The 23114-nt window shown below is 68.3% G+C and carries 21 protein-coding genes and 1 pseudogene; 21 read left to right on the top strand and 1 reads right to left on the bottom strand.

Going from position 1 to position 23114, the window contains the following annotated elements; all coding sequences use genetic code 11:
• Window positions 1–40 precede the first annotated feature (40 nt).
• The 13 genes from AC0KUR_RS10315 to AC0KUR_RS10255 all read left to right on the top strand — a co-directional run bounded on the left by AC0KUR_RS10315 (window position 41) and on the right by AC0KUR_RS10255 (window position 15511).
• Window positions 41–994: an ABC transporter permease gene (locus AC0KUR_RS10315; RefSeq protein ID WP_034191866.1), complete on the top strand. Its 954-nt coding sequence runs from the start codon at window positions 41–43 to the stop codon at window positions 992–994.
• A gap of 30 nt (window positions 995–1024) precedes the next feature.
• On the top strand, window positions 1025–1981 hold the full coding sequence (locus AC0KUR_RS10310) for an ABC transporter permease (RefSeq protein ID WP_226252571.1): 957 nt from the start codon (window positions 1025–1027) through the stop codon (window positions 1979–1981).
• Window positions 1981–3855, top strand: coding sequence for an ABC transporter ATP-binding protein (locus tag AC0KUR_RS10305; RefSeq protein ID WP_034191864.1), 1875 nt, complete (start codon window positions 1981–1983; stop codon window positions 3853–3855). Before AC0KUR_RS10310 ends, AC0KUR_RS10305 begins: the two co-directional genes overlap by 1 nt.
• 196 nt (window positions 3856–4051) lie before the next feature.
• Window positions 4052–5329: an NAD(P)/FAD-dependent oxidoreductase gene (locus AC0KUR_RS10300; RefSeq protein WP_034192031.1), complete on the top strand. Its 1278-nt coding sequence runs from the start codon at window positions 4052–4054 to the stop codon at window positions 5327–5329.
• A 24-nt stretch (window positions 5330–5353) separates the two neighbouring features.
• Window positions 5354–5785, top strand: coding sequence for a helix-turn-helix domain-containing protein (locus tag AC0KUR_RS10295; protein WP_027791940.1), 432 nt, complete (start codon window positions 5354–5356; stop codon window positions 5783–5785).
• A gap of 118 nt (window positions 5786–5903) precedes the next feature.
• Window positions 5904–6638 (top strand): cupin domain-containing protein, encoded by a 735-nt coding sequence (locus AC0KUR_RS10290; protein ID WP_473375832.1) that lies wholly within the window; start codon window positions 5904–5906, stop codon window positions 6636–6638.
• 2 nt (window positions 6639–6640) lie between these two features.
• On the top strand, window positions 6641–7966 hold the full coding sequence (locus AC0KUR_RS10285; protein ID WP_027791938.1) for an NAD(P)/FAD-dependent oxidoreductase: 1326 nt from the start codon (window positions 6641–6643) through the stop codon (window positions 7964–7966).
• A gap of 93 nt (window positions 7967–8059) precedes the next feature.
• Window positions 8060–9337: an NAD(P)/FAD-dependent oxidoreductase gene (locus AC0KUR_RS10280; RefSeq protein WP_200161445.1), complete on the top strand. Its 1278-nt coding sequence runs from the start codon at window positions 8060–8062 to the stop codon at window positions 9335–9337.
• On the top strand, window positions 9334–10791 hold the full coding sequence (locus AC0KUR_RS10275; protein WP_059562497.1) for an aldehyde dehydrogenase family protein: 1458 nt from the start codon (window positions 9334–9336) through the stop codon (window positions 10789–10791). Before AC0KUR_RS10280 ends, AC0KUR_RS10275 begins: the two co-directional genes overlap by 4 nt.
• A gap of 67 nt (window positions 10792–10858) precedes the next feature.
• Window positions 10859–12046, top strand: a complete 1188-nt coding sequence (locus tag AC0KUR_RS10270) for a M20 aminoacylase family protein (RefSeq protein WP_034191860.1) — start codon at window positions 10859–10861, stop codon at window positions 12044–12046.
• 552 nt (window positions 12047–12598) lie between these two features.
• Complete coding sequence (locus AC0KUR_RS10265) at window positions 12599–13585, top strand: TRAP transporter substrate-binding protein (RefSeq protein WP_367190477.1); 987 nt, start codon at window positions 12599–12601, stop codon at window positions 13583–13585.
• Window positions 13582–14154 (top strand): TRAP transporter small permease, encoded by a 573-nt coding sequence (locus AC0KUR_RS10260; RefSeq protein ID WP_473375831.1) that lies wholly within the window; start codon window positions 13582–13584, stop codon window positions 14152–14154. Before AC0KUR_RS10265 ends, AC0KUR_RS10260 begins: the two co-directional genes overlap by 4 nt.
• A gap of 4 nt (window positions 14155–14158) precedes the next feature.
• Window positions 14159–15511: a TRAP transporter large permease gene (locus tag AC0KUR_RS10255; protein ID WP_473375830.1), complete on the top strand. Its 1353-nt coding sequence runs from the start codon at window positions 14159–14161 to the stop codon at window positions 15509–15511.
• A gap of 190 nt (window positions 15512–15701) precedes the next feature.
• On the opposite strand, the gene AC0KUR_RS10250 is transcribed toward AC0KUR_RS10255, so the two are convergent.
• The gene (locus AC0KUR_RS10250; RefSeq protein ID WP_473375829.1) at window positions 15702–16040 is read right to left on the bottom strand and encodes a lactate dehydrogenase; all 339 of its coding nucleotides are present in this window, start codon (window positions 16038–16040) and stop codon (window positions 15702–15704) included.
• 624 nt (window positions 16041–16664) lie between these two features.
• Between AC0KUR_RS10250 and AC0KUR_RS10245 the strand changes: the two are divergent.
• From AC0KUR_RS10245 to AC0KUR_RS10210, 8 genes and pseudogenes are all read left to right on the top strand, one after another.
• A pseudogene (locus AC0KUR_RS10245) lies at window positions 16665–16856 on the top strand (alpha/beta fold hydrolase); the annotation flags it as partial.
• A gap of 352 nt (window positions 16857–17208) precedes the next feature.
• Window positions 17209–17487 (top strand): DUF4148 domain-containing protein, encoded by a 279-nt coding sequence (locus AC0KUR_RS10240; protein ID WP_226229171.1) that lies wholly within the window; start codon window positions 17209–17211, stop codon window positions 17485–17487.
• 15 nt (window positions 17488–17502) lie between these two features.
• Window positions 17503–17730, top strand: a complete 228-nt coding sequence (locus AC0KUR_RS10235) for a hypothetical protein (protein WP_473375828.1) — start codon at window positions 17503–17505, stop codon at window positions 17728–17730.
• 636 nt (window positions 17731–18366) lie between these two features.
• The gene (locus AC0KUR_RS10230; protein WP_473375827.1) at window positions 18367–19227 is read left to right on the top strand and encodes a transporter substrate-binding domain-containing protein; all 861 of its coding nucleotides are present in this window, start codon (window positions 18367–18369) and stop codon (window positions 19225–19227) included.
• A gap of 85 nt (window positions 19228–19312) precedes the next feature.
• A complete protein-coding gene (locus AC0KUR_RS10225; RefSeq protein WP_006405306.1) occupies window positions 19313–20035 on the top strand; it encodes an ABC transporter permease in 723 nt (240 codons plus the stop codon).
• A 12-nt stretch (window positions 20036–20047) separates the two neighbouring features.
• Window positions 20048–20791, top strand: a complete 744-nt coding sequence (locus AC0KUR_RS10220) for an ABC transporter permease (RefSeq protein WP_473375826.1) — start codon at window positions 20048–20050, stop codon at window positions 20789–20791.
• A gap of 27 nt (window positions 20792–20818) precedes the next feature.
• On the top strand, window positions 20819–21610 hold the full coding sequence (locus AC0KUR_RS10215; RefSeq protein ID WP_006405304.1) for an ABC transporter ATP-binding protein: 792 nt from the start codon (window positions 20819–20821) through the stop codon (window positions 21608–21610).
• Between the two features lie 7 nt (window positions 21611–21617).
• Window positions 21618–23111 carry an HAL/PAL/TAL family ammonia-lyase gene (locus tag AC0KUR_RS10210; protein WP_034191850.1) on the top strand — a complete coding sequence of 498 codons (1494 nt, stop codon included), beginning with the start codon at window positions 21618–21620 and terminating at the stop codon, window positions 23109–23111.
• Window positions 23112–23114 lie beyond the last annotated feature (3 nt).

The raw sequence follows: 23114 nt of genomic DNA, 5'->3' as shown, positions 1-23114 counted from the left end.
CCGCGCCGGCCACGCACGGTTTTTTCGGGAGTGCTGCTCCATGAACCGAATTCTCATCGGGCTGATCGGCCGGCGCATCGCGGTCACCGCGCTGACGCTGCTGATCGTGTCCGCGATCATCTTCACGATCACGAACCTGCTGCCGGGCGACGCCGCGCAGGCCGCGCTCGGCCAGTCGGCGACGCCGGAAACGGTCGCCGCGCTGCGCCAGCAGTTCGGTCTCGACATGCCGGCGCACGTCCGTTACGTGCACTGGCTCGCCGGGCTGTTGCACGGCGATTTCGGCCGGTCGCTGTCCGGCGACATGCCGGTGTCGGAGCTGATCGGCGGCCGCCTGCCGAAGTCGCTCGCGCTTGCGGCGATCACGACCGCCGTGTCGGTGCCGATCGCGCTGCTGCTCGGCATCCTCGCGGCGGTCAAGCGCGAGACGGTGGTCGACCGCGTGATCAGCCTCGGCACGCTGTCGCTCGTCGCGACGCCGGAATTCCTGATCGCGACGGTCGCCGTGCTCGTGTTCGCGGTGAAGCTGCACTGGCTGTCCGCGCTGTCGTACAGCGGCCCGATCGAGAGCCTGCACGATTTCCTGCGTGCGTATGCGATGCCGGTGTTGACGCTGTGCGCGGTCGTGATCGCGCAGATGGCGCGCATGACGCGCGCCGCGGTGATCGAGCAACTGAGCGCGTCGTACGTCGAGATGGCCACGTTGAAGGGCGCAAGCCCCGCGCGCGTCGTGCTGCGCCATGCGCTGCCGAACGCGATCGGCCCGATCGCCAATGCAATCGCGCTGAGCCTGTCGTATCTGCTCGGCGGCGTGATCGTCGTCGAGACGATCTTCAACTATCCGGGCCTCGCGAGCCTGATGGTCGACGCCGTCAGCAACCGCGATTTCCCGTTGGTCCAGGCGTGCACGCTGATCTTCTGCGTCGCTTACCTGACGCTCGTGCTGTTCGCCGACCTGTGCTCGATCGTGTCGAACCCGCGACTGCGCACCTGAGTGTTTCGTCTTCCTTCCGAGATGCCGCCCATGCAACCGATCGAACCCGTACAACGCAGCAGCCCGCTGCCGCCATCCGACGACCCGCCCCTGGGGCGGGGCAGCATGCCGCCGGCCGCGCCTGCCCCCGACCAGCCGCGCAAGCGCCGCCCCGCGCGCATCGCCTTGACGACCGGCGGCCGCGTCGGTCTGGCGATGGTCGGCCTGATGCTGTTCATCGCCGTGTTCGCGCCGCTGCTCGCGCCGCACGACGTCGGCGCGATCGTCACGCCGGACGTGTTCGCGCCGTTCAGCGCGAAGCTGCCGTTCGGCTCCGACTTCCTCGGCCGCGACATGCTGAGCCGGATCCTGTACGGCGCGCGGCTGACCGTGCTGCTCGCGCTGGCCGCGGTGCTGCTCGCCGCCGTGACCGGCACGACGCTCGGGTTGCTCGCGACCGTGTCGGGCCGCGCGGTCGACGAGACGATGAGCCGGCTGCTCGACGCGCTCACGTCGATTCCGTCGAAGATGTTCGCGCTGATGTTCGTCGCCGCGTTCGGCTCGTCGTTGCCGCTGCTGGTCCTTACCGCCGCGGTCAGCTACATGCCCGGCTCGTACCGGATCGCGCGCGCGCTCGCCGTCAACATCAGCACGCTGGAATTCGTGCAGGTCGCGCGCGCACGCGGCGAAAGCGCGCTGTACATCGCGTGCGTCGAGATGCTGCCGAACATGATCCACCCGATGCTGGCGGACACCGGGCTGCGCTTCACGTTCGTCGTGCTGCTGCTGAGCGGCCTGAGCTTTCTCGGGCTCGGCGTGCAACCGCCGTACGCGGACCTCGGCTCGCTCGTGCGCGAGAACATCGCGAGCCTCGGCGACGGCTCGGCCGTCGCGATCGTGCCCGCGGTCGCGATCGCGATCCTGACGGTGGGCGTCAACCTGATGATCGACGGCCTGCCGCATCGCGGCCGCCGCAAGGGCGCGGCCGGCGCCGCCGGAGGACACTGATGCGACACGAATCGAACCCGCTCGTCGAGGTGCGCGGGCTGCGCGTGGTCGGCGGCCGGCCGGGCGGCGAGGAAACGACAATCGTCCACGGTGTCGACTTCGACATCGCGCGCGGCGAGGTGCTCGCGCTGATCGGCGAATCGGGCTCCGGCAAGACGACGATCGCGCTGTCGCTGATGGGCCATGCGCGCGCCGGATGCCGGATCGCCGGCGGCTCGGTGAAGCTCGACGGCACCGACGTGTGCACGCTTTCCGCAGCGGCGCTGACCGCGCTGCGCGGCCGCAAGGTCGCGTATATCGCGCAGAGCGCGGCCGCCGCGTTCAACCCGTCGCGCACGATTCTCGACCAGGTGATCGAGAGCGCGCTGATCCACAAGACGATGACGAAGCGCGACGCGCAGGCGAAGGCGATCGAGCTGTTTCGCGCGCTCGCGCTGCCGGAGCCGGAGACGATCGGCAAGCGCTATCCGCACCAGGTATCGGGCGGTCAACTGCAGCGGCTGATGGCCGCGATGGCGCTGATCACGGATCCGGAGCTGGTGATCCTCGACGAGCCGACCACCGCGCTCGACGTGACCACGCAGATCGACGTGCTGCAGGCGTTCAAGAGCGTGATCCGGCGCTACGGGATGAGTGCGGTGTACGTGTCCCACGACCTGGCCGTGGTCGCGCAGATGGCCGACCGGATCGTCGTGCTGAGCGACGGTGTGATCCGCGAGGCGGGCGACACCGAACAGATCCTGCATGCGCCGACGCACCCGTACACGCAGAGCCTGATCGCGGCGGTCACGCCGAACGATGCCGAACGCGACGCGCAGGGGCAAGCACCGGAGCCGGCCGCGCCGACGCCGCTGCTCGACGTGCGCGGCGCGATCGCCGGCTACGGCGGCCGTACCGCCAAAGGGTGGCCCGCGAAGGTGATCCTGCACGAAGTCGACCTGCGCATCGGGCGCGGCCAGACGGTCGGCGTGATCGGCGAATCGGGCTCCGGCAAGACCACGCTCGCGAAGGTGATCGCGGGCCTCGTGCCGGCGACGGGCGGCAAGATCCTGCTCGACGGCGAGCCGCTCGCGCTCGATATCGTCAAGCGCACCAAGGAGCAGCACCGCCGCGTGCAGATCGTGTTCCAGAACGCCGATACCGCGCTCAACCCGGTGCATACCGTCGAGCGCACGCTCGCACGGCCGCTCGCGTTCTATCACGGCATCAAGGGCGCGCGTGCGCGGCAGCGCGTCGCGGAGCTGCTCGAACTCGTGCGGCTACCGCCGGCGGTGGCCTCGCGGCGTACCGGCGAGCTGTCGGGCGGCCAGAAGCAGCGCGTGAACCTCGCGCGCGCGCTCGCGGCCGAGCCCGACCTGATCCTGTGCGACGAGGTCACGTCGGCGCTCGACACCGTGGTCGGCGCCGCGATCATCGAGCTGCTGCGCGACCTGCAGGCGAAGCTCGGCGTGTCGTACGTGTTCATCACGCACGACATCGCGAAGGTGCGCGCGATCAGCGACGACATCGTCGTGCTGTATGCGGGCCGCCGTGTGGAGACGGGCAGCCGCGACGCGCTGTGCGCGCCGCCTTATCACCCGTATTCGCACTTGCTGGTGTCGTCCGCGCCGGAGTTGCGCGCGGGCTGGCTCGACGATGCGGCCGAGCGTTGCCACCGGCCGCTGGTGCCGATCGGCGAGCGCGAGAACGAGGCCGAGCTGTGTCCGTTCCTGTCGCGCTGCGCGATGCGTGTGGACGGCGTGTGCAACCGCACGGCCCCGTCGCTGCGCACGCTCGGGAACGGCGCGCAGGTGCTGTGCCATCGCAGCGAGGAAGATCTCGCGCGCTTCCAGGCGGAGCCGATTTCCGCTGGCGTCGCGCCGGTACAGCTGTAGTGCGAGGCGCGCGAACCGTTCATCGCGCGGTGCGGTGGACGGCTCGCCGCATAGTCTGCTGCGGCGGTTGCGCAAAACGGCAATTTGCACGCGTGCCGCGCGCGAATACGCGGCAACTGCGGTTTTTGACGGTGATTAAATGATTCTCATTGAACGTTCGCCGATCGACATTGCCGGCATGCACAAGAAGGATCCAATGAAACTGGAATCGTACTGGCTGGATACCCGCCCCGCGTTTCGTGCCGGAAGCGTTGGTCCCGTCGAAGGGCGGGCCGACGTCGTCGTGATCGGCGGCGGTTTCACCGGCTTGTCGGCGGCGCTCGCGCTCGCGCAGCGCGGCGTGTCGGTGGTCGTGCTCGAAGCCGCGCAGGTGGCCGGCGAGGCGTCCGGCCGCAACGGCGGCCAGTGCAATACGGGCGTCGCGCAGGACTACGCGTCGCTGGCCGCGCGCATTGGCGCCACGCAGGCGAAGCAGTTTTATCTCGCGTACGAAAGCGCGGTGAAGAGCGTCGAGACGATCGTGACCGAACAGGCGATCGATTGCGATTTCCGGCGCGCGGGCAAGCTGAAGCTCGCCGCGAAGCCGCAGCACTTCGCCGGGCTCGAAAAGACCTTCGATGCGTTGCGCCGCGACGTCGATCCCGACATCGAGCTGATCGAGCCGTCGCGGATCCGCGATGAAATCGCATCCGACGGTTTCTACGGCGGGCTCCTGCAGCGCAACGGCGCGCAGATGCACATGGGCAAGTTCGGCGTCGGCCTCGCGCAAGCGGCCGTGCGTGCCGGCGCACGCGTGTACGAGCAGGCGGCCGTCACGCAGCTCGACCGGCTCGACGGCGAGCGTCACTCGATCACCAGCACCCGCGGCACGATCGTCGCCGATCGCGTGCTGGTCGCGACCGGCGCATCGCAGCACGGCCCGTTCGCGTGGTTCCGGCGGCGCATCGCGCCGGTCGGCAGCTTCATCGTCGTCACCGAGCCGCTGGCCGACGCGCAACTGAACCGGCTGTTCCCGCATCGCCGCGCGTACGTGACGTCGCGCCAGATCGGCAACTACTTCCGCGTGACGCCCGACAACCGGCTGCTGTTCGGCGGCCGCGCGCGTTTCGCGATGTCGAGCCCGCGCTCGGATACGAAAAGCGGCGACGTCCTGCGCGCCGGCATGGCCGGCTACTTTCCGGAACTGGCCGACGTGCGGCTCGACTACTGCTGGGGCGGCCTCGTCGACATCACCGCCGACCGGCTGCCGCGCGCGGGCCAGCACGACGGGCTCTATTACTCGATGGGCTACAGCGGCCACGGCGTGCAGATGTCGGTGCACATGGGCCGCGTGATGGCCGACGTGCTGTATGGCGCAGCCGCGTCGAACCCGTGGCGCGAGCTCGAATGGCCGGCGATACCGGGCCATTTCGGGCACGCGTGGTTCCTGCCGCTCGTCGGCGCGTATTACCGGATGCAGGATTTCCTGCACTGAAGCGAGCGCCCGGGAGGATACGACATGACAGTGCAACTCGTTGGCTCGTCTCGTGTCGCGCGGCCCGTCTCGCCGGCGATCGGCGACGTGCTGCGCGCGATCGATGCATCGTTCGCGCAGCCGCTGAACCTCGACACGCTCGCGGCGGTGGCCGGATTGAGCGTGTCGCGTTTCACCGCGCGCTTTCGCAGCGAAACCGGCTTGTCGCCGCACCGGTATCTGTGCCTGGTGCGGGTACGCCGTGCGCAGGACCTGTTGCGCGCCGGTCTCGCGCCGTCGGTCGTCGCGACCGACGTCGGTTTCTTCGATCAGAGCCATCTGTGCCGGCATTTCCGGCGGGTGCTCGGGATCACGCCGCGCGATTACGTGGTCGCGCGGGCAGGCGGTGCGACGGCGCGCACGTCTTCGACGCGCAGGCATGCCGAGCGCCGCGAAGCGTCGTGTCACGCGGCGTAGGCGCACACACGCACGGTTCGCATGCCGGGGAGGTCCGGCGGCAGAGCCGGCGAACGACGATTTCCGATATCGCGCGGCGGCGTTCAACCGCACCGCCGCGCGCCGCACAGGAGCAGATATGACCGCAGTTTTCGTGTTGCACCGCGCCGATGGCGCGCCTTCGTCAACCGTATTTCGCCAGCAGGCGTTCGGCGCGAACGATCCTTTCGCGCAAGCCCGGGAGATCGCGTGGGAAGGTCCCGACGCGATGGCCGCCGGACGTGTCGCGTTCGCCGGTGAACTCGACGTGGCGAGCTTTCCGCACATCGAAACCATCGCGATCATCGAGGGCGAGCTGACGCTCGAAGCGGCCGGCGCCGCGCCGCTGGTGCTGGGCCCGGGAGACGGGGCCGTGATCGGCGGCGGCACGGCGCTGCGCGTGACCGCGGCATCGCGCGTGCTGTTCACGTTCTGCGCCGCCGCGTGCGCGGCACCGACCCGGCGCGGCGTGTTCGCGCTGCGAGCCGATGCCGACTTCAAGCCGTCGGCCACGCTGCCGGCGGAGGTGCTGCTCGGCTCGGCGCCGCAGTGCAGCAGCGATAACGTGTTCGTCGACGACGGCGCCGCGTACTGCGCGGGCACGTGGGATTCGACGCCCTATCACCGGATCGTCCGGCCGCATCGCGTGAACGAATTCATGTTCCTGCTGGACGGCGACGTACGGTTCGCCGCGCCGGACGGCAGCGTGCTGTCGCTCGGCGCCGGCGATGCGCTGTTCGTGCCGCAAGGCACGCCGATCGGGTGGGAAAGCAGCGAACGCGTGGCGAAGTTCTACGTCGTGCAGACCGTCAACGCATCCACCGAGCGAGCCTGAGCATGACTCCTCCGCTACGCCATATCGAAACCCCGGCCACGCTGCCGGCTTCGGCCGATGTCGTCGTGATCGGCGGCGGCATCATCGGCGTCTTCACCGCCTACTATCTCGCCCGGCGCGGCGTATCGGTCGCGCTCGTCGAGAAGGGGCGCATCGGCGCCGAGCAGTCGAGCCGCAACTGGGGCTGGTGCCGGCAGCAGAACCGCGATGCGCGCGAGTTGCCGATGGCAAGCAAGAGCATCGACCTGTGGGAACGATTCGCGATCGAATCGGGCGAGGACACGGGCTTTCATCGCTGCGGCCTGTTGTACCTGAGCAATGACGAGGCCGAGCTGGCCCGCTGGGCCAGCTGGGGCGAGTTCGCGAAGACGGCGGGCGTGGCGACGTACATGCTCGACGGCAAGCAGGCCACCGAGCGCGGGCACGCGACCGGGCGGCCGTGGAAAGGCGGCGTGTTTTCGCCGACCGACGGCACGGCCGACCCGGAAAAGGCCGCGCCGGCCGTCGCCGCCGCGCTGATGAAGCTCGGCGGCAGTGTCCACCAGTACTGCGCGGCGCGCGGCATCGAACGCGAGGGCGGACGCGTGAGCGCCGTCGTCACGGAGTCCGGCGTGATCAAGACCAAGACCGTCGTGCTCGCGGGCGGTGCCTGGGCGTCGTCGTTCTGCCGCCAGCTCGGCATCCGTTTTCCGCAGGCGTCGATCCGTCAGTCGATCCTGAGCGTGTCGCCGGTCGAGCATCCGCTGCCGGATGCGATGTACACGTCCGGCGTGTCCGTGACGCGCCGCAGCGACGGACGCTACGCGCTGGCGATCAGCGGCCGCGCTCGGGTGGACCTGACGCCGCAGTTCCTGCGATTCGCGCCGCAATTCGTGCCGATGTTCGCGAAGCGCTGGCGCAATCTGCTGCCGGGCGGGCTCGAAGGGCTGCGCGGCGGTCATGAAACGCTGAAGCGCTGGCGCCTCGATGCGCCGACGCCGATGGAGGCGGTCCGCATCCTGGATCCGAAGCCGGACATGTCGACGGTCCACGAAACCTACCGCCGCGCCGTCGAACTGATGCCCGAACTTCGCGACGCGAAGATCACGCACGCGTGGGCCGGGTTCGTCGACAGCACGCCGGACGGCGTGCCGGGCATCGGCGAAGTGCCGGGCGTGCCGGGGCTGATCCTCGCGGCGGGCTTTTCCGGCCACGGCTTCGGGATCGGGCCGGGCGCCGGGCACCTGATCGCGGATCTTGCGACGGGCGCGCCGCCGCTGGTCGATCCGGTGCCGTACCAGCCGGCCCGGTTCAGCGATTCCGCATGGGGCAAGGTCGCCGATTTCTGATGCAAGGCCGCGACGCTCGCACGCGAGCGGCCGGACCGGCGCGGCGAACCTTCGCCGGCCTGACCGTCCGGCGCGGCCACCTGGGAGTGACGGATGCGTTTCGGTTCCTACTGGCTCGATACGTCGGAGCCATTTGCGAGCAACTCGCCGGCGTTGCGCGACGGCAGTTGCGACGTGCTGGTGGTGGGCGGCGGGATCACCGGCTCGGCGGCCGCACTGGCGCTGGCCAGGAAAGGGGCGCGCGTGATCGTCTGCGAGGCGGGCACCGTCGGGCAGGCGGCATCGGGACGCAACGGCGGTATGTGCAACAACGGCTTCGCGCAGGATTACGCGGCGCTGTCGCAGCGCATCGGCACGGAACTGGCCAATCGGCTCTATCGCGCGTTCGACGCAGGCGTCGACACGGTCGAGCGGCTGGTCAGGGAGGAGTCGATCGATTGCGATTTCGTGCGCCGCGGCAAGCTCAAGCTCGCGGCGAAACCTGAGCATTACGACAAGCTCGCGCGAAGTCAGGCACTGCTCGCGGCGAGCGTGGATCCCGACACGCGCATGGTGACGAAAGCCGAGCTGCGTGACGAGATCGGCTCGGACCGTTATCACGGCGGCCTGCTGTTCGGCAAGAGTGCCGGGATGCACGTCGGCCGTTACGTGCGCGGCCTGGCACGCGCCGCGCAAGCGCGCGGCGCGCACGTCCTCGAGCATGCGCCGGTGCTCGGGCTGAAGCGGCAAGCGGGCGGCGCTTACGCGGCGCGTACGCCGCTCGGCGAGATCCGTGCGCGCCAGGTGCTGCTCGCGAGCGGCATTTCGCAGGTCGGCCCGTTCGGCTGGATTCGCCGCAGGATCGTGCCGGTCGGTGCGTTCATCATCGTCACCGAGCCGTTGCCGGACGACCTGCTCGACCGGCTGTTGCCGACGCGCCGGATGGTCACCGACACGAAGAACTTCGTCAATTTCTTTCGCGTCACGCCCGACAACCGGATGCTGTTCGGCGGTCGCGCGCGGTTCGCCGCGTCGAACCCGCGTTCGGACGAAAAGAGCGGGGCGATCCTGCGGCAGCAGCTGGCCGCCGTGTTTCCCGAACTGGCCGGCGTACGCATCGACTATTGTTGGGGCGGGATGGTCGACATGACCGCCAACCGACTACCGCGCGCGGGCGAGCGCGACGGCGTGTACTACGCGATGGGCTATAGCGGCCACGGCACGCACATGGCCACGCTGATGGGCACGCTGATGGCGGAGATCATGGACGGGCGCGCGGATCTCAACCCCTGGAAAGACTTCGACTGGCCGGCCATTCCCGGGCACTTCGGCAAACCCTGGTTCCTGCCGTTCGTCGGTGCCTGGTATCGACTCAAGGACACGCTGCAATGAATTCTCCTGTTGTTCACCTGATGCAAAACGGAAGGCTCGATCGCCTCTTCATCGACGGCGACTGGGTCGTGCCCGACGGCGGCGACCGGTTCGTGGTCGTCAGCCCGTCCACCGAAGACGGACTGTGCGAGATCCCGCTCGGCAACGCGCGTGACGCCGACCGGGCCGTCAGCGCCGCGCGCAGGGCCTTCGAACCGTGGGCGGCCACGTCGCCGCAGGCGCGCGCCGCGCTGCTCGATCGCGTGCATGCGTTGATGCTGGAGCGCGCGGAGCTGTTCGCCGCGGCGCTGGCCACGGAAATGGGCGCGCCGATCAGCTATGCGCGCGCCGCGCACGTGCCGCTCGCGGCCGAGCATATCCGCGTCGCGCGCGACAATCTCGCGCGTTATCCGTTCGTCTCGCGGCGGGGAACGACCGCGATCGTGCGCGAGCCGATCGGCGTGTGCGCGCTGATCACGCCGTGGAACTGGCCGATCTACCAGATCACGGCGAAGGTCGGCCCGGCGCTCGCGGCCGGCTGTACGGTCGTGCTGAAACCCAGCGAGCTGTCGCCGCTCAGCGCGCTGCTGTTCGCGGAAGTGATCGCCGATGCGGGCGTGCCCGCGGGCGTATTCAACCTGGTGAGCGGCGACGGCGCGGTGGTGGGCGCCGCGCTGTCTTCGCACCCGGAAGTCGACATGGTGTCGATCACCGGCTCGACGCGTGCCGGCGTGCTGGTGGCGCAGGCGGCGGCGCCGACCGTCAAGCGCGTCGCGCAGGAGCTGGGCGGCAAGTCGCCGAACATCGTCTTGCCGGATGCGGACCTGCAGCGGGCCATTGCGCCCGGCGTGGCCGCCGCGTTCCGGAACATGGGTCAGTCGTGCAGCGCGCCGACCCGCATGATCGTGCCGCGCAACCTGCTCGGCACGGTCGAGGCGCTGGCTCTCGCGGCCGCGCAGAAACTGGTGGTCGGCGATCCGTTCGCGGAGACGACGACGCACGGGCCGCTTGCCAATCGCGCGCAATTCGGCCGGGTCGCGCAGATGATCGACGCGGGCCTCGACGAACGGGCGAAGCTGATCGCCGGCGGTCCCGGCCGGCCGGAAGGGTTCGACAAGGGCTTTTATGCGCGGCCGACGATTTTCTCCGACGTCCGCACCGACATGACGATCGCGCAGCAGGAGATCTTCGGTCCGGTGCTCGCGATTCTTCCCTACGATACCGTGGACGAGGCGATCGCCATTGCGAACGACACGGTCTACGGGCTGGGCGCGCATGTGCAGGGCACCGACAAGGCGCAGGCGCGCGCGGTGGCCGCGCGCATCCGGGCCGGCCAGGTACACCTGAACTACCCGGCGTGGGATCCGCAGGCGCCGTTCGGCGGATACAAGCAGTCGGGCAACGGCCGCGAGTACGGGATCGAAGGGATGGAGGAATATATGGAAATCAAGTCGATCCTCGGATTCGACGACTGAAGCTGTCGCCGCACGCGATGCGGCGGCGGTCCCGATTTGAACCGGTTTGCCTGGCAGAGGTGCCGACTTGGAAAACATCGTCATCCCCGACACGTCGCTGGACCTGCATCACGCGCACTGGGCGACATTGCGCCGCGATCTGCATGCGCACCCCGAACTGCGATTCGAGGAACACCGGACGGCCGACGTCGTCGCCCGCGAGCTCGAGGCGCTCGGCTACGCGGTGTCGCGCGGGCTCGGCGGCACGGGCGTCGTCGCGAGCCTGCCCGGCGCGGACCCGCGCCGCGGCATCGTGCTGCGCGCGGATCTGGATGCATTGCCGATTCACGAAGCGAACGACTTCGCGCATGCGTCGTGCACGCACGGAATCATGCATGCGTGCGGGCACGACGGCCATACCGTCATGCTGCTCGGCGCCGCGCGCATCCTGAAGGACTTGCCGCAGCTGCCGGGCGCCGTGCATTTCGTGTTTCAGCCCGGGGAAGAGGGCGGTGCGGGCGCGCGCAAGATGATCGACGACGGGCTGTTCGATCGCTACCCGACGGAAGCCGTATTCGGCATGCACAACTGGCCCGGCCTGCCGGCCGGGCATTTCGGGATGCGCACCGGCCCGATCATGGCCGCGGGTTCCCGTTTCCGGATCACGGTCACCGGCAAGGGCGCGCACGCGGCTCAACCGCACCTGGGCATCGATCCGGTGCCGCTCGCGTGCGCGATGGTGCTGCAGTGCCAGACCATCGCCGCGCGGCACAAGGATCCGGTCGATCCGGCCGTCATTTCCGTCTGCATGTTCCAGGCGGGCACGACGGACAACGTCATTCCGGACAGCGCGGAGCTGCGCGGGACGATTCGCACGCTGTCGTCCGAATTGCAGCAACGGCTGCAGCGCGATGTCCGGCTCGTATGCGAAGGGCTGGCCGCCGCGCATGGCGCGCAGGTCGACGTCGAGTTCTTCCAGTACTATCCGGCGACCGTCAACACGCCGGCCGAGACGGCGCTGTGCGAAACGGTCGTTCGCGACACGTTCGGCGACGACCGCCTGTTGCGCGACGTGCCGCCGAACATGACGTCCGAAGACTTCGGCTTCATGCTGGAAGAGCGGCCCGGCGCTTACGTGCTGATCGGCAATGCGCCGGCCGGAACGGATGCCCCGTCGCTGCATCACCCGAAATACGACTTCAACGACGACATCATTCCGGCGGGCGTCCGCTATTGGGTCGCGCTGGCGCAGCATTATTTCAGGCGCTCGCCGTGACGGCAGGCGCGAGGTCGAGGCAGTCGACAGCCCGATCACGTTGAAGGGGTATTCGCCAACCGGGCATTGACGCCCGGTTGGCGCGCGGCGGGCGCTCGAATCGCCGCGGCCGCACGCGGTGAGTGCCGCCGCCGCCGTTGCGGGCAAGGCGGCAAGCCGGCCGAGCACGCTCGGACTTGGTCGGCAAAGTGCGTGGACGTGGTCGCACTGTAGTCAGTCATCCTATAACAAAACGGGGCGCTACGAAAGAAGGCGATTGGCCGTCAGGAAATCGCCCCGCCCCTGTTCGATCCGAATCCCGCCCCGTTTCCGGAAAACGTTTCGCCAAAAACGCGCAAAAACAGAGGGAACGATTCCCCGATTCACGCCAAAAACCCCTGATGGTAACGGTCATAGGGGTATGCACCAAGTGAGTTAAACGGTTAACCGACGTACATTCGCTCGACACGTCATACGACGTATGACTCTGCGGTTCAGCGGAGCGTCTCGCCGACGCATGTGCCTGCCGACGGATCGCCGCACAACAACGATCGACCATCAAGGAGACTCACCATGAAGCACCGATTCACCGGCTCCCGTACCGCCCTGGCCGTCGCATTGATGGCCGGCTTCGCGATGTCCGCGCAGGCGCGCGTGTTCCGCTCGGCGGACGTGCACGGCGACAACTTCCCGACCAACATGGCCGTGAAGTTCATGGGCGACGAACTGTCGAAGGCGACGGGCGGGAAGGATTCGATCAAGGTGTTCGGCAACAGCGCGCTGGGCTCGGAGAAGGACACGGTCGACCAGGTGCGGATCGGCGCGATCGACATGGCGCGGGTGAACGGCGCGTCGTTCAACGAGATCGTGCCGGAATCGCTGATCCCGTCGTTTCCGTTCCTGTTCCGCGACGTCGACCATTTCCGCAAGGCGATGTACGGCCCGGCCGGCCAGAAGATCCTCGATGCGTTCAGCGCGAAGGGGATGATCGCGCTGACGTTCTACGAGAGCGGCGCGCGCTCGATCTACGCGAAGCGCCCGGTGCGCACGCCGGCCGACATGAAGGGGCTGAAGGTGCGCGTGCAACCGTCCGACCTGATGGTCGACGAGATCAAGGCGATGGGCGGCACGCCGACGCCGATGCCGTTCGCCGAGGTGTACACGGGCCTGAAGACGGGCCTCGTCGACGCGGCGGAAAACAACCTGCCGTCGTACGAGGAAACCAAGCACTACGAAGTGGCGCCCGATTACTCGGAGACGCAGCACGCGATGACGCCGGAAGTGCTGGTGTTCTCGAAGAAGATCTGGGACACGCTGTCGCCGCAGGAGCAGGCGGCGATCCGGAAGGCGGCGGCCGATTCGGTGCCGTACTACCAGAAGCTGTGGACCGCGCGCGAGGCGTCCGCGCAGCAGATGGTGACGAAGGGCGGCGCGAAGATCCTGCCGGCCGCGCAGATCGACCGCGCGGCGTTCGTGAAGGCGATGCAGCCGCTGTGGACGAAGTATGAAAAGACGCCGCAGATGAAGCAGATCGTCGACGAGATCGAGGCCACCAAGTGACGCGTCGCACTTCCCTGAACGGCGCCGCGGCTGGCGGCTCGTCGGCCGCCGCCCCGGACGGCGCCGGGCCGGCGCGGCCGCACGCCGCGCCGTTCCTGAGCTGCGTGAACGACGTGCTGTTCCGCGTGCTGGCCGTGATCGCGTCGGCGTGCCTCGCGGTGCTCACGGTGCTGGTGTTCTACGCGGTCGTGATGCGCTACGTGTTCGAGAACGCGCCGGATTTCGTCGAGCCGATCGCGCTGCTGCTCGTGATCGTGATCGCGATGTTCGGCGCGGCGATGAAGGTGCGCGACGGCGGCCATATCGGCCTCGATTCGCTCGTGCGCCGGCTGTCGCCGAAGGCGCGCAACGTGGTCATCGGGATCCAGCACCTGAGCCTGATGGCGTTCGCGGTGATGATCATGGTCGGCTGCGGCAGCATGGCCGCCGAGACGATGGGCGACCGCATCCCGATCATCGGGCTGCCCGAAGGCGTGCGCTACCTGATCGCGATGCCCGCGGCGGTTGCGATCATCCTCTTCTCGCTCGAGCACCTGCTCGCGCTTCGTCGTTCTTCGTCGGGACAATAACGCCATGGGACTCGCGATCCTGTCCGTCAGTTTTCTGATTTTTCTCGTCCTCGGCGTGCCCGTGTCGTTCGCGCTCGGGATAGCCTGCGTGCTGACCTACATGGTCGAAGGCCTGCCGATCGCGACCGCGATGCAGGCGATGATCTCGGGGATGAACGCGTTCTCGTTCCTCGCGGTGCCGTTCTTCATCTTCTCCGGCGAACTGATGCTGCACGGCGGCATCGCGGACCGGATCCTGCGCTTCGCGCAGGCGACCGTCGGCCATTTCCGCGGCGGCCTCGGGATGGCGAACGTCGTCGCGTGCACGCTGTTCGGCGGCGTGTCGGGCTCGCCGACCGCCGATACGTCCGCGATGGGCGGCGTGGTGATTCCGCTGATGAAGCGCGAAGGCTACAGCGCCGCGTACGCGGTCAACGTGACGACGCACGCGTCGCTCGCCGGCGCGCTGATGCCGACGTCGACCAACATGATCATCTACGCGTTCGCCGCGCAGGGCATCACCGGCATGCTGCACGGCCAGCCGGTGAGCGGCGTGTCGATCGGCGACCTGCTGTTCTCGGGGCTGCTGCCGGTGCTGTGGGTGATGGGCTTCGTGCTCGCCGCCGCGTACTGGCAGGCCGTGCGTCACGGCTACCCGCGCCGCGAGGACGGCTCGTCCGCGCTGCCCGCGTTTCCCGGCTGGTATGCGGTGCTGCGCAGCTTCGTCGGCGCGGTGCCCGGGCTGATGGTGATCGCGATCATCCTCGTGTGCGTCGCGAAGGGCATCGCCACCGCGACCGAAGCGGCCGCGATCGCCGTCGTGTACTCGCTCGTGCTGACCGCGCTCGTCTACCGCACGCTGACGGCCGCGAAGCTGCGCCGCGCGCTGTCGCATGCGGCGCGCACGACGGGTGTCGTGCTGCTGCTGATCGCGGTGTCCAACATGCTGCGCTTCCAGATGTCGTACCTGGAGATTCCGGATGCGATCGAAGGGCTGCTCAAGCAGTCGACCGCCGCGCCGTGGCTGATGCTGCTGTACATCAACATCATCCAGGTGTTTCTCGGCACGTTCGTCGACATGGCCGCGCACATCCTGATCACGACACCGCTGTTCCTGCCGATCGCGATGGCGTGCGGCGTCGGGCCGGTGCAGTTCGGGATCATGCTGCTGCTGAACTGCTCGCTCGGCCTCGTGCATCCGCCGATCGGGTCGGTGCAGTTCGTCGGCTGCGCGATCGGCAACGTGTCGATCGGCGAGACCACGAAGATGGCGTGGCCGTACTACCTCGCGATCTTCAGTGCGATCAACATCGTCACGTACATGCCGTTTTTCTCGACCTGGCTGCCGAGCCTGATCAGCGGGCACGCGGTGTTCTGACGCGCGCGATCGCGCGGCGGCTGCGTGATCACGTCAGCCACGCCGCGCACGTTCACGACCGCCCCGAATCGGACAGCGTGGCCCGGATGCCGGCAAGCCGGGGATCGGCGTCCGGTTCGGACGCGGTGCCCGGGCCGCGCGGCTGTCGAAACGTCATGCGACATTCTCCGTGGCGCCGCGAACCGGCGTGTCAGTAGCGGACCCGTCCGATCAGGCCCGGCGGGTCGACGGCGTGCCGGACGGCGGCGGCAAGCTGCCGCTGCGCGGCCGGCACGTGCTTGCGGCAGTACGCGATATTGACCGGCCCGACGCCGCCCCACAGCGGGCTGTGCCGCATCGTGATCGACACCGCGAGCGCGACGGCCGTGACGGCGAGCAGCACGAGCGACAGCGAACGTGCACGCGCATGGTCGACGAACGTGCCGTCGACGAAACCGCCGTCCGACCGCGCGGTACGCATAATGCCGACCACCAGCACGCGGATGGGTGTCGCGGCCAGCCCGAGTTCCTCGCTCCACAGTCGCCCCACAGACGGCTACCTGCCGGCGACACCAGTGCCAGCACCGCACCGCACCGATCACGAAGAATAGGTCGATGCCGATCGCGATGCTGTTGCGTTTCGCGCGACGGATCGGCCAGGCGCCGTGCATGAGCGCGAGCATGTCGCCGATCAGGAACGCGTGCGTCCCGAGCAGGTCCGGCTGTTCGGGGCGCAGCCGGCCGTGGAACAGGAGCACGATCGCGGGCAGGGGGTTGCTTGCGTGCAGCAGGTAGCCGGTTATGGGATTGCTCGATGTCATTGGTGTCTTTCCTTCGTCGGAACAGCGTGGCGACGCGTCGTGCATCGGGATCGTCAGATCGCTGAAGAACGGCAGCGGGTAGTCGGTGACGTTGCACACGAGTTCGGCGGCCGCGAGCGACTGCGCGCGGCCGTCACGAGCACGAGCGCCTGCAGCGCGATCATCGCCATCCGCGCGAGACGGGTAAGCACACGTACAGCTTGAACGTATTGCGTTCGCGCAGCGACGCGATCGCGGTGGTCGTCGAGTCGAGGCCGATCGCCGTCAACGCCATCACGAAGATGCCGGTCGCGAAGAGCGCGCCATGGTCGAACGGGCGGCGCGCGGGCGCCGCATTCTCGAAGCGCGCCTGCGCGGCCGGCAGCATCGTGCCACCGCTCCTCGATGCGATCGTGCCGCCGTGCTTCCGTCCGGACGTCAATTTCGTGGACCCGGTGCCTGCCGCGTCTCGCGCCGCGCTCGCGAGCCTGCCCGCCGACCGGCTGCGGCAGTCGATCGTCCCGCTCGGCCGGCTGATCGTCGGGCGGCCCGACACGCTGCCGGCGCGCCACCCGGTCGCGGTCAGCTTCGCGACGAAGAACTCGGCCAGCACGCCGACGTTGGCCGGCCGCGCCCGGGCGGACGGCGTGACGAAGGACAGGCCGTCTTCGGGCGGGTGCCGGTTTCGCATTGGCGCGCGTTCGGGTACCGCCGCCGATCGGCCAGCCCGCGCAGGTCGATTATCGTCGTCGTGAACCTGCGCGCGATGCGGCGGATTTCAGGATTGTCATCCGGGCGTCAGCGTCGTGCCGGTCGCGATCACCAGAATGAAAGCGTCAGGCGGCGAATCGCATCCGCGGTTCCGCCGGCGGCGCATCGACGATGCGTCCTCATCGAACCGTTCTGGGGAGTTTCATCATGAATCGCAGATTGATCGCAGCTGCCGCGCTGCTCGCCCTCGCCATCGGCACGCCGATGGCCGCTTTCGCACAGACGTCGTCATCGGGTCCGACCCGCGTCGACGTGATCGCCGATCTCGTTCAGGCGCAGCGTGACGGCACCGTGCCGACGTCGAACTGGGACTATCCGCCGAGCACGCAGACGATCGCGCGCAATCGCGAACTCTATGCAATTGCGCATGGCGAGCAGAGCACGGCGACCGCGTCGGTGTCCGTACCGGCCGCCAGCGCGCAGTAAGCGGGGAGTCGGGCGATGAAAAGCTTTTCCCGACTGGCGATCGCCGCGCTGCTCGCGGCGGCGGTCGCGCCCGCGTTCGCGCGCGGGCAGCCCCAATTGCCGAATGACGACGGCAGCCGCGCCAACGTGCTGCGTGAACCGAACCCGACGCGCGCGCCTGATGGGGCGCAATGCCGGTCCGCATCGGCCCCGGACCATCGTGACGGCAACGCGGGTGCGCCCGTCCCGAACGGGAGGACGTGAAGCTGGCCATTCACGGGCGAGTGCAACGAAATACCGGGATTGAAATGCCCGCTGCCGAGGTTTTCCGGAAGCCTGTTCACGGATGTGCCGTCCGGTACGCGATGTCGTCCGTGCCGGATCGATCGGCAAGCGCAAGCCGATCGAGCGATCGAAGGATTTGCAGTCGGACCGGTTCAGGCTTCCACCTTCGGGAACCCGGACCGCTCCGCATCGGCATGCACACAACCCGACAACGAGCGGCACCGGATCGAAGCCGTGTTGATACACGGGGTGAGCGTTGGCGCACATTCGACGCGTGACGTCAGCCCCGGCGACCAGTTGCTTTCAATCGCGCGCGCATGGCGAATCGGATCGACGGAAATGGCTCGTCGCGCGGCAGCCGCGATGCCGATCGAATCCGGAATTTGTCTAGTCATCCTTGTGATTGATCTGCACGAACTGCACCAAACCCGTGCCCGAATTCTCTTCGATGGGGCACGTGAAAGCCTTGAAATTAGGGGATTTCCCGCGTTTCCCCGGTTTTTTTTGATCACCGCTTGTATCGCCGTTTTTCTTCTTGCATGCTTGTATAGACAAATTCCTGAGGCGGCTTGCTGCACCGAAGGGATGGCGAACTTCAACGCAAGGAGAAATCTCGTGAACGGCAAGCGCATCAACTGGGCACTCAGGACGATCGGCATCATCGCGGCCGCGGCGGCAACGCTCGCGGCTCCCGTGCAGGCCAAGGAATGGAAAACGGTGACGGTCGCGCTCGAAGGCGGCTACGCACCCTGGAACCTCACGCTGCCCGGCGGCAAGCTGGGCGGCTTCGAACCGGAGCTGCTCGCCAACGTGTGCGAACGGATCAAGGTGCAGTGCAACATGGTCGCGCAGGACTGGGACGGGATGATCCCCGGCCTGCAGGCCGGCAAGTTCGATATCCTGATGGATGCGATTTCCATCACGCCGGACCGCGAAAAGATCCTGCTGTTCTCGCGTCCGTACGCGGCGACGCCCGCGACGTTCGCCGTCACCGACACCAAGATCCTGCCGAAGGCCGCGCCCGGCGCGCCGATCGTCAAGCTGACGGGCGACGCCAATGCCGACAAGCCCACCGTCGACGCGCTGCGCAAGCAGCTGAAGGGCAAGACGATCGGCATCCAGTCGGGCACCGTCTACACGAAATTCATCAACGACAGCTTCAAGGACATCGCGTCGATTCGCGTGTACAAGACCTCCCCCGAGCGCGATCTCGACCTCGTCGCCGGGCGCATCGACGCATCGTTCGACGACGTCACGTACTACGCGGCGAACAACGCGAAGAAGGACAACGCGTCGATCGTGCTCGCGGGCCCGAAGCTCGGCGGGCCGATCTGGGGGCCGGGCGAAGGGCTTGCGTTCCGCAAGCAGGATGCCGACCTGAAGACGAAGTTCGATACGGCGATCGGCGCGGCGCTCGCGGACGGCACGGTGAAGAAGCTCGCCGACAATTGGTTCAAGACCGACGTCACGCCGTAAGCGCGCATTGGGCCGCCGCCGCGTAAGCGACACGCGCGGCGGCCGGCATCCTGCCGATTCACTCAACGCTTGCCGGGAGGCACGCATGGCGATTCTTGAAATGCTCGGCTTCGGAACCGAAGGCTGGGGCGGCGTGCTGCTGCTCGCCGCGCTGATGACGGTGGCGCTGACGCTCGCCGCGCTCGCGGTCGGCGCGGTGATCGGCGCGGCGATCGCGGCGGCCAAGCTGTCGCGCTACCGCAGCGCCCGGCTGCTCGGCGACCTGTACACGACGGTATTTCGCGGCGTGCCCGAACTGCTCGTCATCTATCTGTTCTACTTCGGCGGCTCGACGCTCGTCACGGCCGTCGGCCAGTGGTTCGGCGCGGAAGGATTCATCGGCGTGCCGCCGTTCGTGATCGGCGCGCTCGCGGTCGGGATGATTTCGGGCGCCTACCAGGCGGAGGTCTATCGCGCGGCGGTGCTCGCGGTGTCGAAGGGCGAGCTCGAGGCGGCACGCTCGATCGGCATGCCCCGCAGCATGGTGCTGCGCCGCATCCTGGTTCCGCAGGTGCTGCGCTTCGCGCTGCCCGGTATCGGCAACGTATGGCAATTGAGCCTGAAGGACTCGGCGCTGATCTCGGTCACCGGCCTGGCCGAGCTGCTGCGCACGAGCCAGATCGCCGCCAATTCGACCCACCAGTACTTCGTGTTCTTCGTCGCGGGCGGTGCGCTGTACCTGCTGATGACGGGCTTGTCGAACCGCGTGTTCAACCGGGCGGAAGCGATCGTCGGCCGGTCGTTCCGCCGCAATTTCGCGCGCAACTGACGGAGAACGCGCATGTCCATCGATTTCGGCTTTCTCCTCGATACGCTGCGCCAGCTGCTCGCGGCCGTGCCGACCACGCTCGGGCTGTTCTTCGCGTCGCTCGTGCTCGGCGGCCTGCTGTCGCTCGTGATCGTCACGATGCGCGTGTCGCCGCACTGGCTGCCGAACCGTTTTGCGCGCGCGTACATCCTGGTGTTTCGCGGCTCGCCGCTGCTGATCCAGATGTTTCTCGTGTATTACGGGCTCGGCCAGTTCGGCGTGATCCGCGAGAGTTTCATGTGGCCGCTGCTGCGCGAACCTTATGTCTGCGCGGTCCTGTCGCTCGCGCTGTGCACGGCCGGCTACACGGCCGAGATCCTGCGCGGCGGGCTGATGGCCGTGCCGGTCGGGCAGATCGAAGCCGGTTACTCGATCGGTCTGTCCGGTTTCGCGCTGTTGCGGCGCGTGATCGGCCCGATCGCGCTGCGCCAGTGTCTGCCCGCGTATTCGACCGAGGCCGTGCTGCTCGTCAAGTCGACCGCGCTCGCGAGCCTCGTCACCGTGTGGGAGGTGACGGGCGTCGCGCAGCAGATCATTCAGCAAACCTATCGGACGACCGAAGTGTTCGTTTGCGCCGCCGTCATCTATCTGGGCCTGAACTTCATCGTCGTGCGCCTGCTCGGCGCGCTCGAATGGCGGCTCTCGGCGCACCTGCGCGCGCCGAAGCCGTCCGGTGCGCCCGCGTCGGCCCGCAATGCCCGGCGCGTCGCCTCCTGAGCGCGCCATTCCTTCCTGGAGAATTCGATGAACACCGCTGCTCCCGTTGCGCTGTCGGTCAAGAACATCCACAAGTCGTTCGGCGATCATCATGTGCTGAAGGGCATTTCGCTCGACGCGCATGAGGGCGACGTCATCTCGATCCTCGGCGCGAGCGGATCGGGCAAGAGCACGTTCCTGCGCTGCCTGAACCTGCTCGAGACCCCCGACGACGGCTCGGTCGCGCTCGCGGGCGAACAACTGGCGATGAAGCGCGCGCGCGACGGCAAGCTGCACCCGAGCGACCGCCGCCAGGTCGACCGGATCCGTTCGCAGCTCGGCATGGTGTTCCAGAACTTCAACCTGTGGTCGCACATGACGGTGCTCGACAACCTCGTCGAAGGGCCGCTGCGCGTGCAAAAGCGCAGCCGCGCCGAAGCGGTCGAAGAGGCCGAGGCGCTGCTGGCGCGCGTCGGCCTCGCGGACAAGCGCGGCTACTATCCTGCCCACCTGTCGGGCGGGCAGCAGCAGCGCGTCGCGATCGCCCGCGCGCTCGCGATGCATCCGAAAGTGATGCTGTTCGACGAACCGACGTCGGCACTCGACCCCGAGCTGGTCGGCGAGGTGCTGCGCGTGATGCGCTCGCTCGCGGAAGAGGGCCGCACGATGCTGGTCGTCACGCATGAAATGGGCTTTGCGCGGCACGTGTCGAATCGCGTGATGTTCCTGCATCAGGGCGAGGTCGACACGGACGGGACGCCCGACGCGGTCTTCGGCGGCCAGACCTCCGAGCGCTTCCGGCAATTCGTGTCGAGCCACCACGACCGCACCACCAACTGAGGCCGTCATGACCGTATTCCGCGCGGCACGGCCGCTCGACTGGCGCCAGGTTGCGGCGGTGGCGGCAGGCGCGCCGCTGGCATTGACCGACGACGCCCGCGCGCGCGTCGTCGCCGCTCGCGAACTCGTCGACGAAATCGTCGCGCGCGGCATTCGCGCGTACGGCGTCAACACGGGGGTCGGCGCGCTGTGCAACGTGATCGTATCGCCGGCCCAGCAGAGCGAGCTGTCGCGCAATATCCTGATGAGCCACGCGGTGGGCGTCGGCGTGCCGCTCGGCGCGGCGGAAACGCGCGCGATCATCGCGGCGGCGATCAACAATTACGTGCACGGGTATTCGGGCGTGCGGGTCGACGTCGTCGAGCAGCTCGTCGCATTGCTCGAGCACGATTGCCTGCCCGAAGTGCCGGCGCACGGGTCGGTCGGCTATCTGACCCACATGGCTCACGTCGCGCTCGTCTGCATCGGTCACGGTCATGCGCGCCATCGCGGCGAGCGCATGCGCGGCGACGAGGCGCTGCGCCGTATCGGTCGCGAGCCGCTCGTCCTCGGCGCGAAGGAAGGGTTGAGCCTCGTCAACGGCACACCGTGCGTCACCGGCCTGGCCGCGCTCGCCCTCGCGCGCGCGGAACGGTTGCTCGACTGGGCCGACTGGATCGCGGCGATGAGCTTCGAGAACCTCGGCGGGCAACTCGCGTCATTCGATCCGGCGTCGCTCGCGCTGCGGATTTCGCCGGGCATCGGGCAGGTCGGGGCGCGCTTGCGTGCGCTGCTGGCGGGCAGCGGGATGCTGTGCGCGGCGAGCGGCCGGCATACGCAGGATCCGCTCAGCCTGCGCACGATTCCGCACGTGCATGGCGCGGCGCGCGACGTGTTCGCCGTGACGGCGGAGGTGGTCGATCGCGAACTCGCGTCCGTCACCGACAATCCGATCGTCGCCGGCACGCGGGAGGCACCCGTCGCGCATTCGCAGGCTCATGCGGTCGGTGCGGGTATCGCGCTCGCGATGGACAGCCTCGCGGCCGCGATGGCCCAGGTTGCGGCGATCGCCGAGCGGCGTCTCGACCGGCTCGTGAATCCGCTCGTCAGCGGGCTGCCGGCGTTTCTCGCGACGCCGGGCGGCAGTTGCTCCGGTTTCATGATCGCGCAGTACACGGCGGTCGCGCTGGTTGCGCAGAACCAGCGGCTCGCGGCGCCGGCGAGCCTCGACGGCGGTATCACGTCGGGGCTGCAGGAAGATCACCTGTGTCATGCGACGCCGGCCGCGCTGAAGGCGCTCGACATCATCGAGAATACGACGCGCGTGCTCGCGATCGAGCTGCTGGCCGCCGCGCAGGCATACGACCTGCAATCGGGCGAAACGGGGCGGGCCGCGTCGACCGATGCGTTGTGGCGGCAGGTGCGCGAACGCGTGCCGGCGTATCACGACGACCGGCCGCTCGCGGACGATATCGCGATCGCGGCAGGCATCGTCGCGGGCGTGCCGCCGTCGTTGCAGTGACGA

It is taken from the genome of Burkholderia sp. YHN3-13, assembly GCF_055810675.1.
This window is presented reverse-complemented; position numbering and strand designations above follow the sequence as displayed.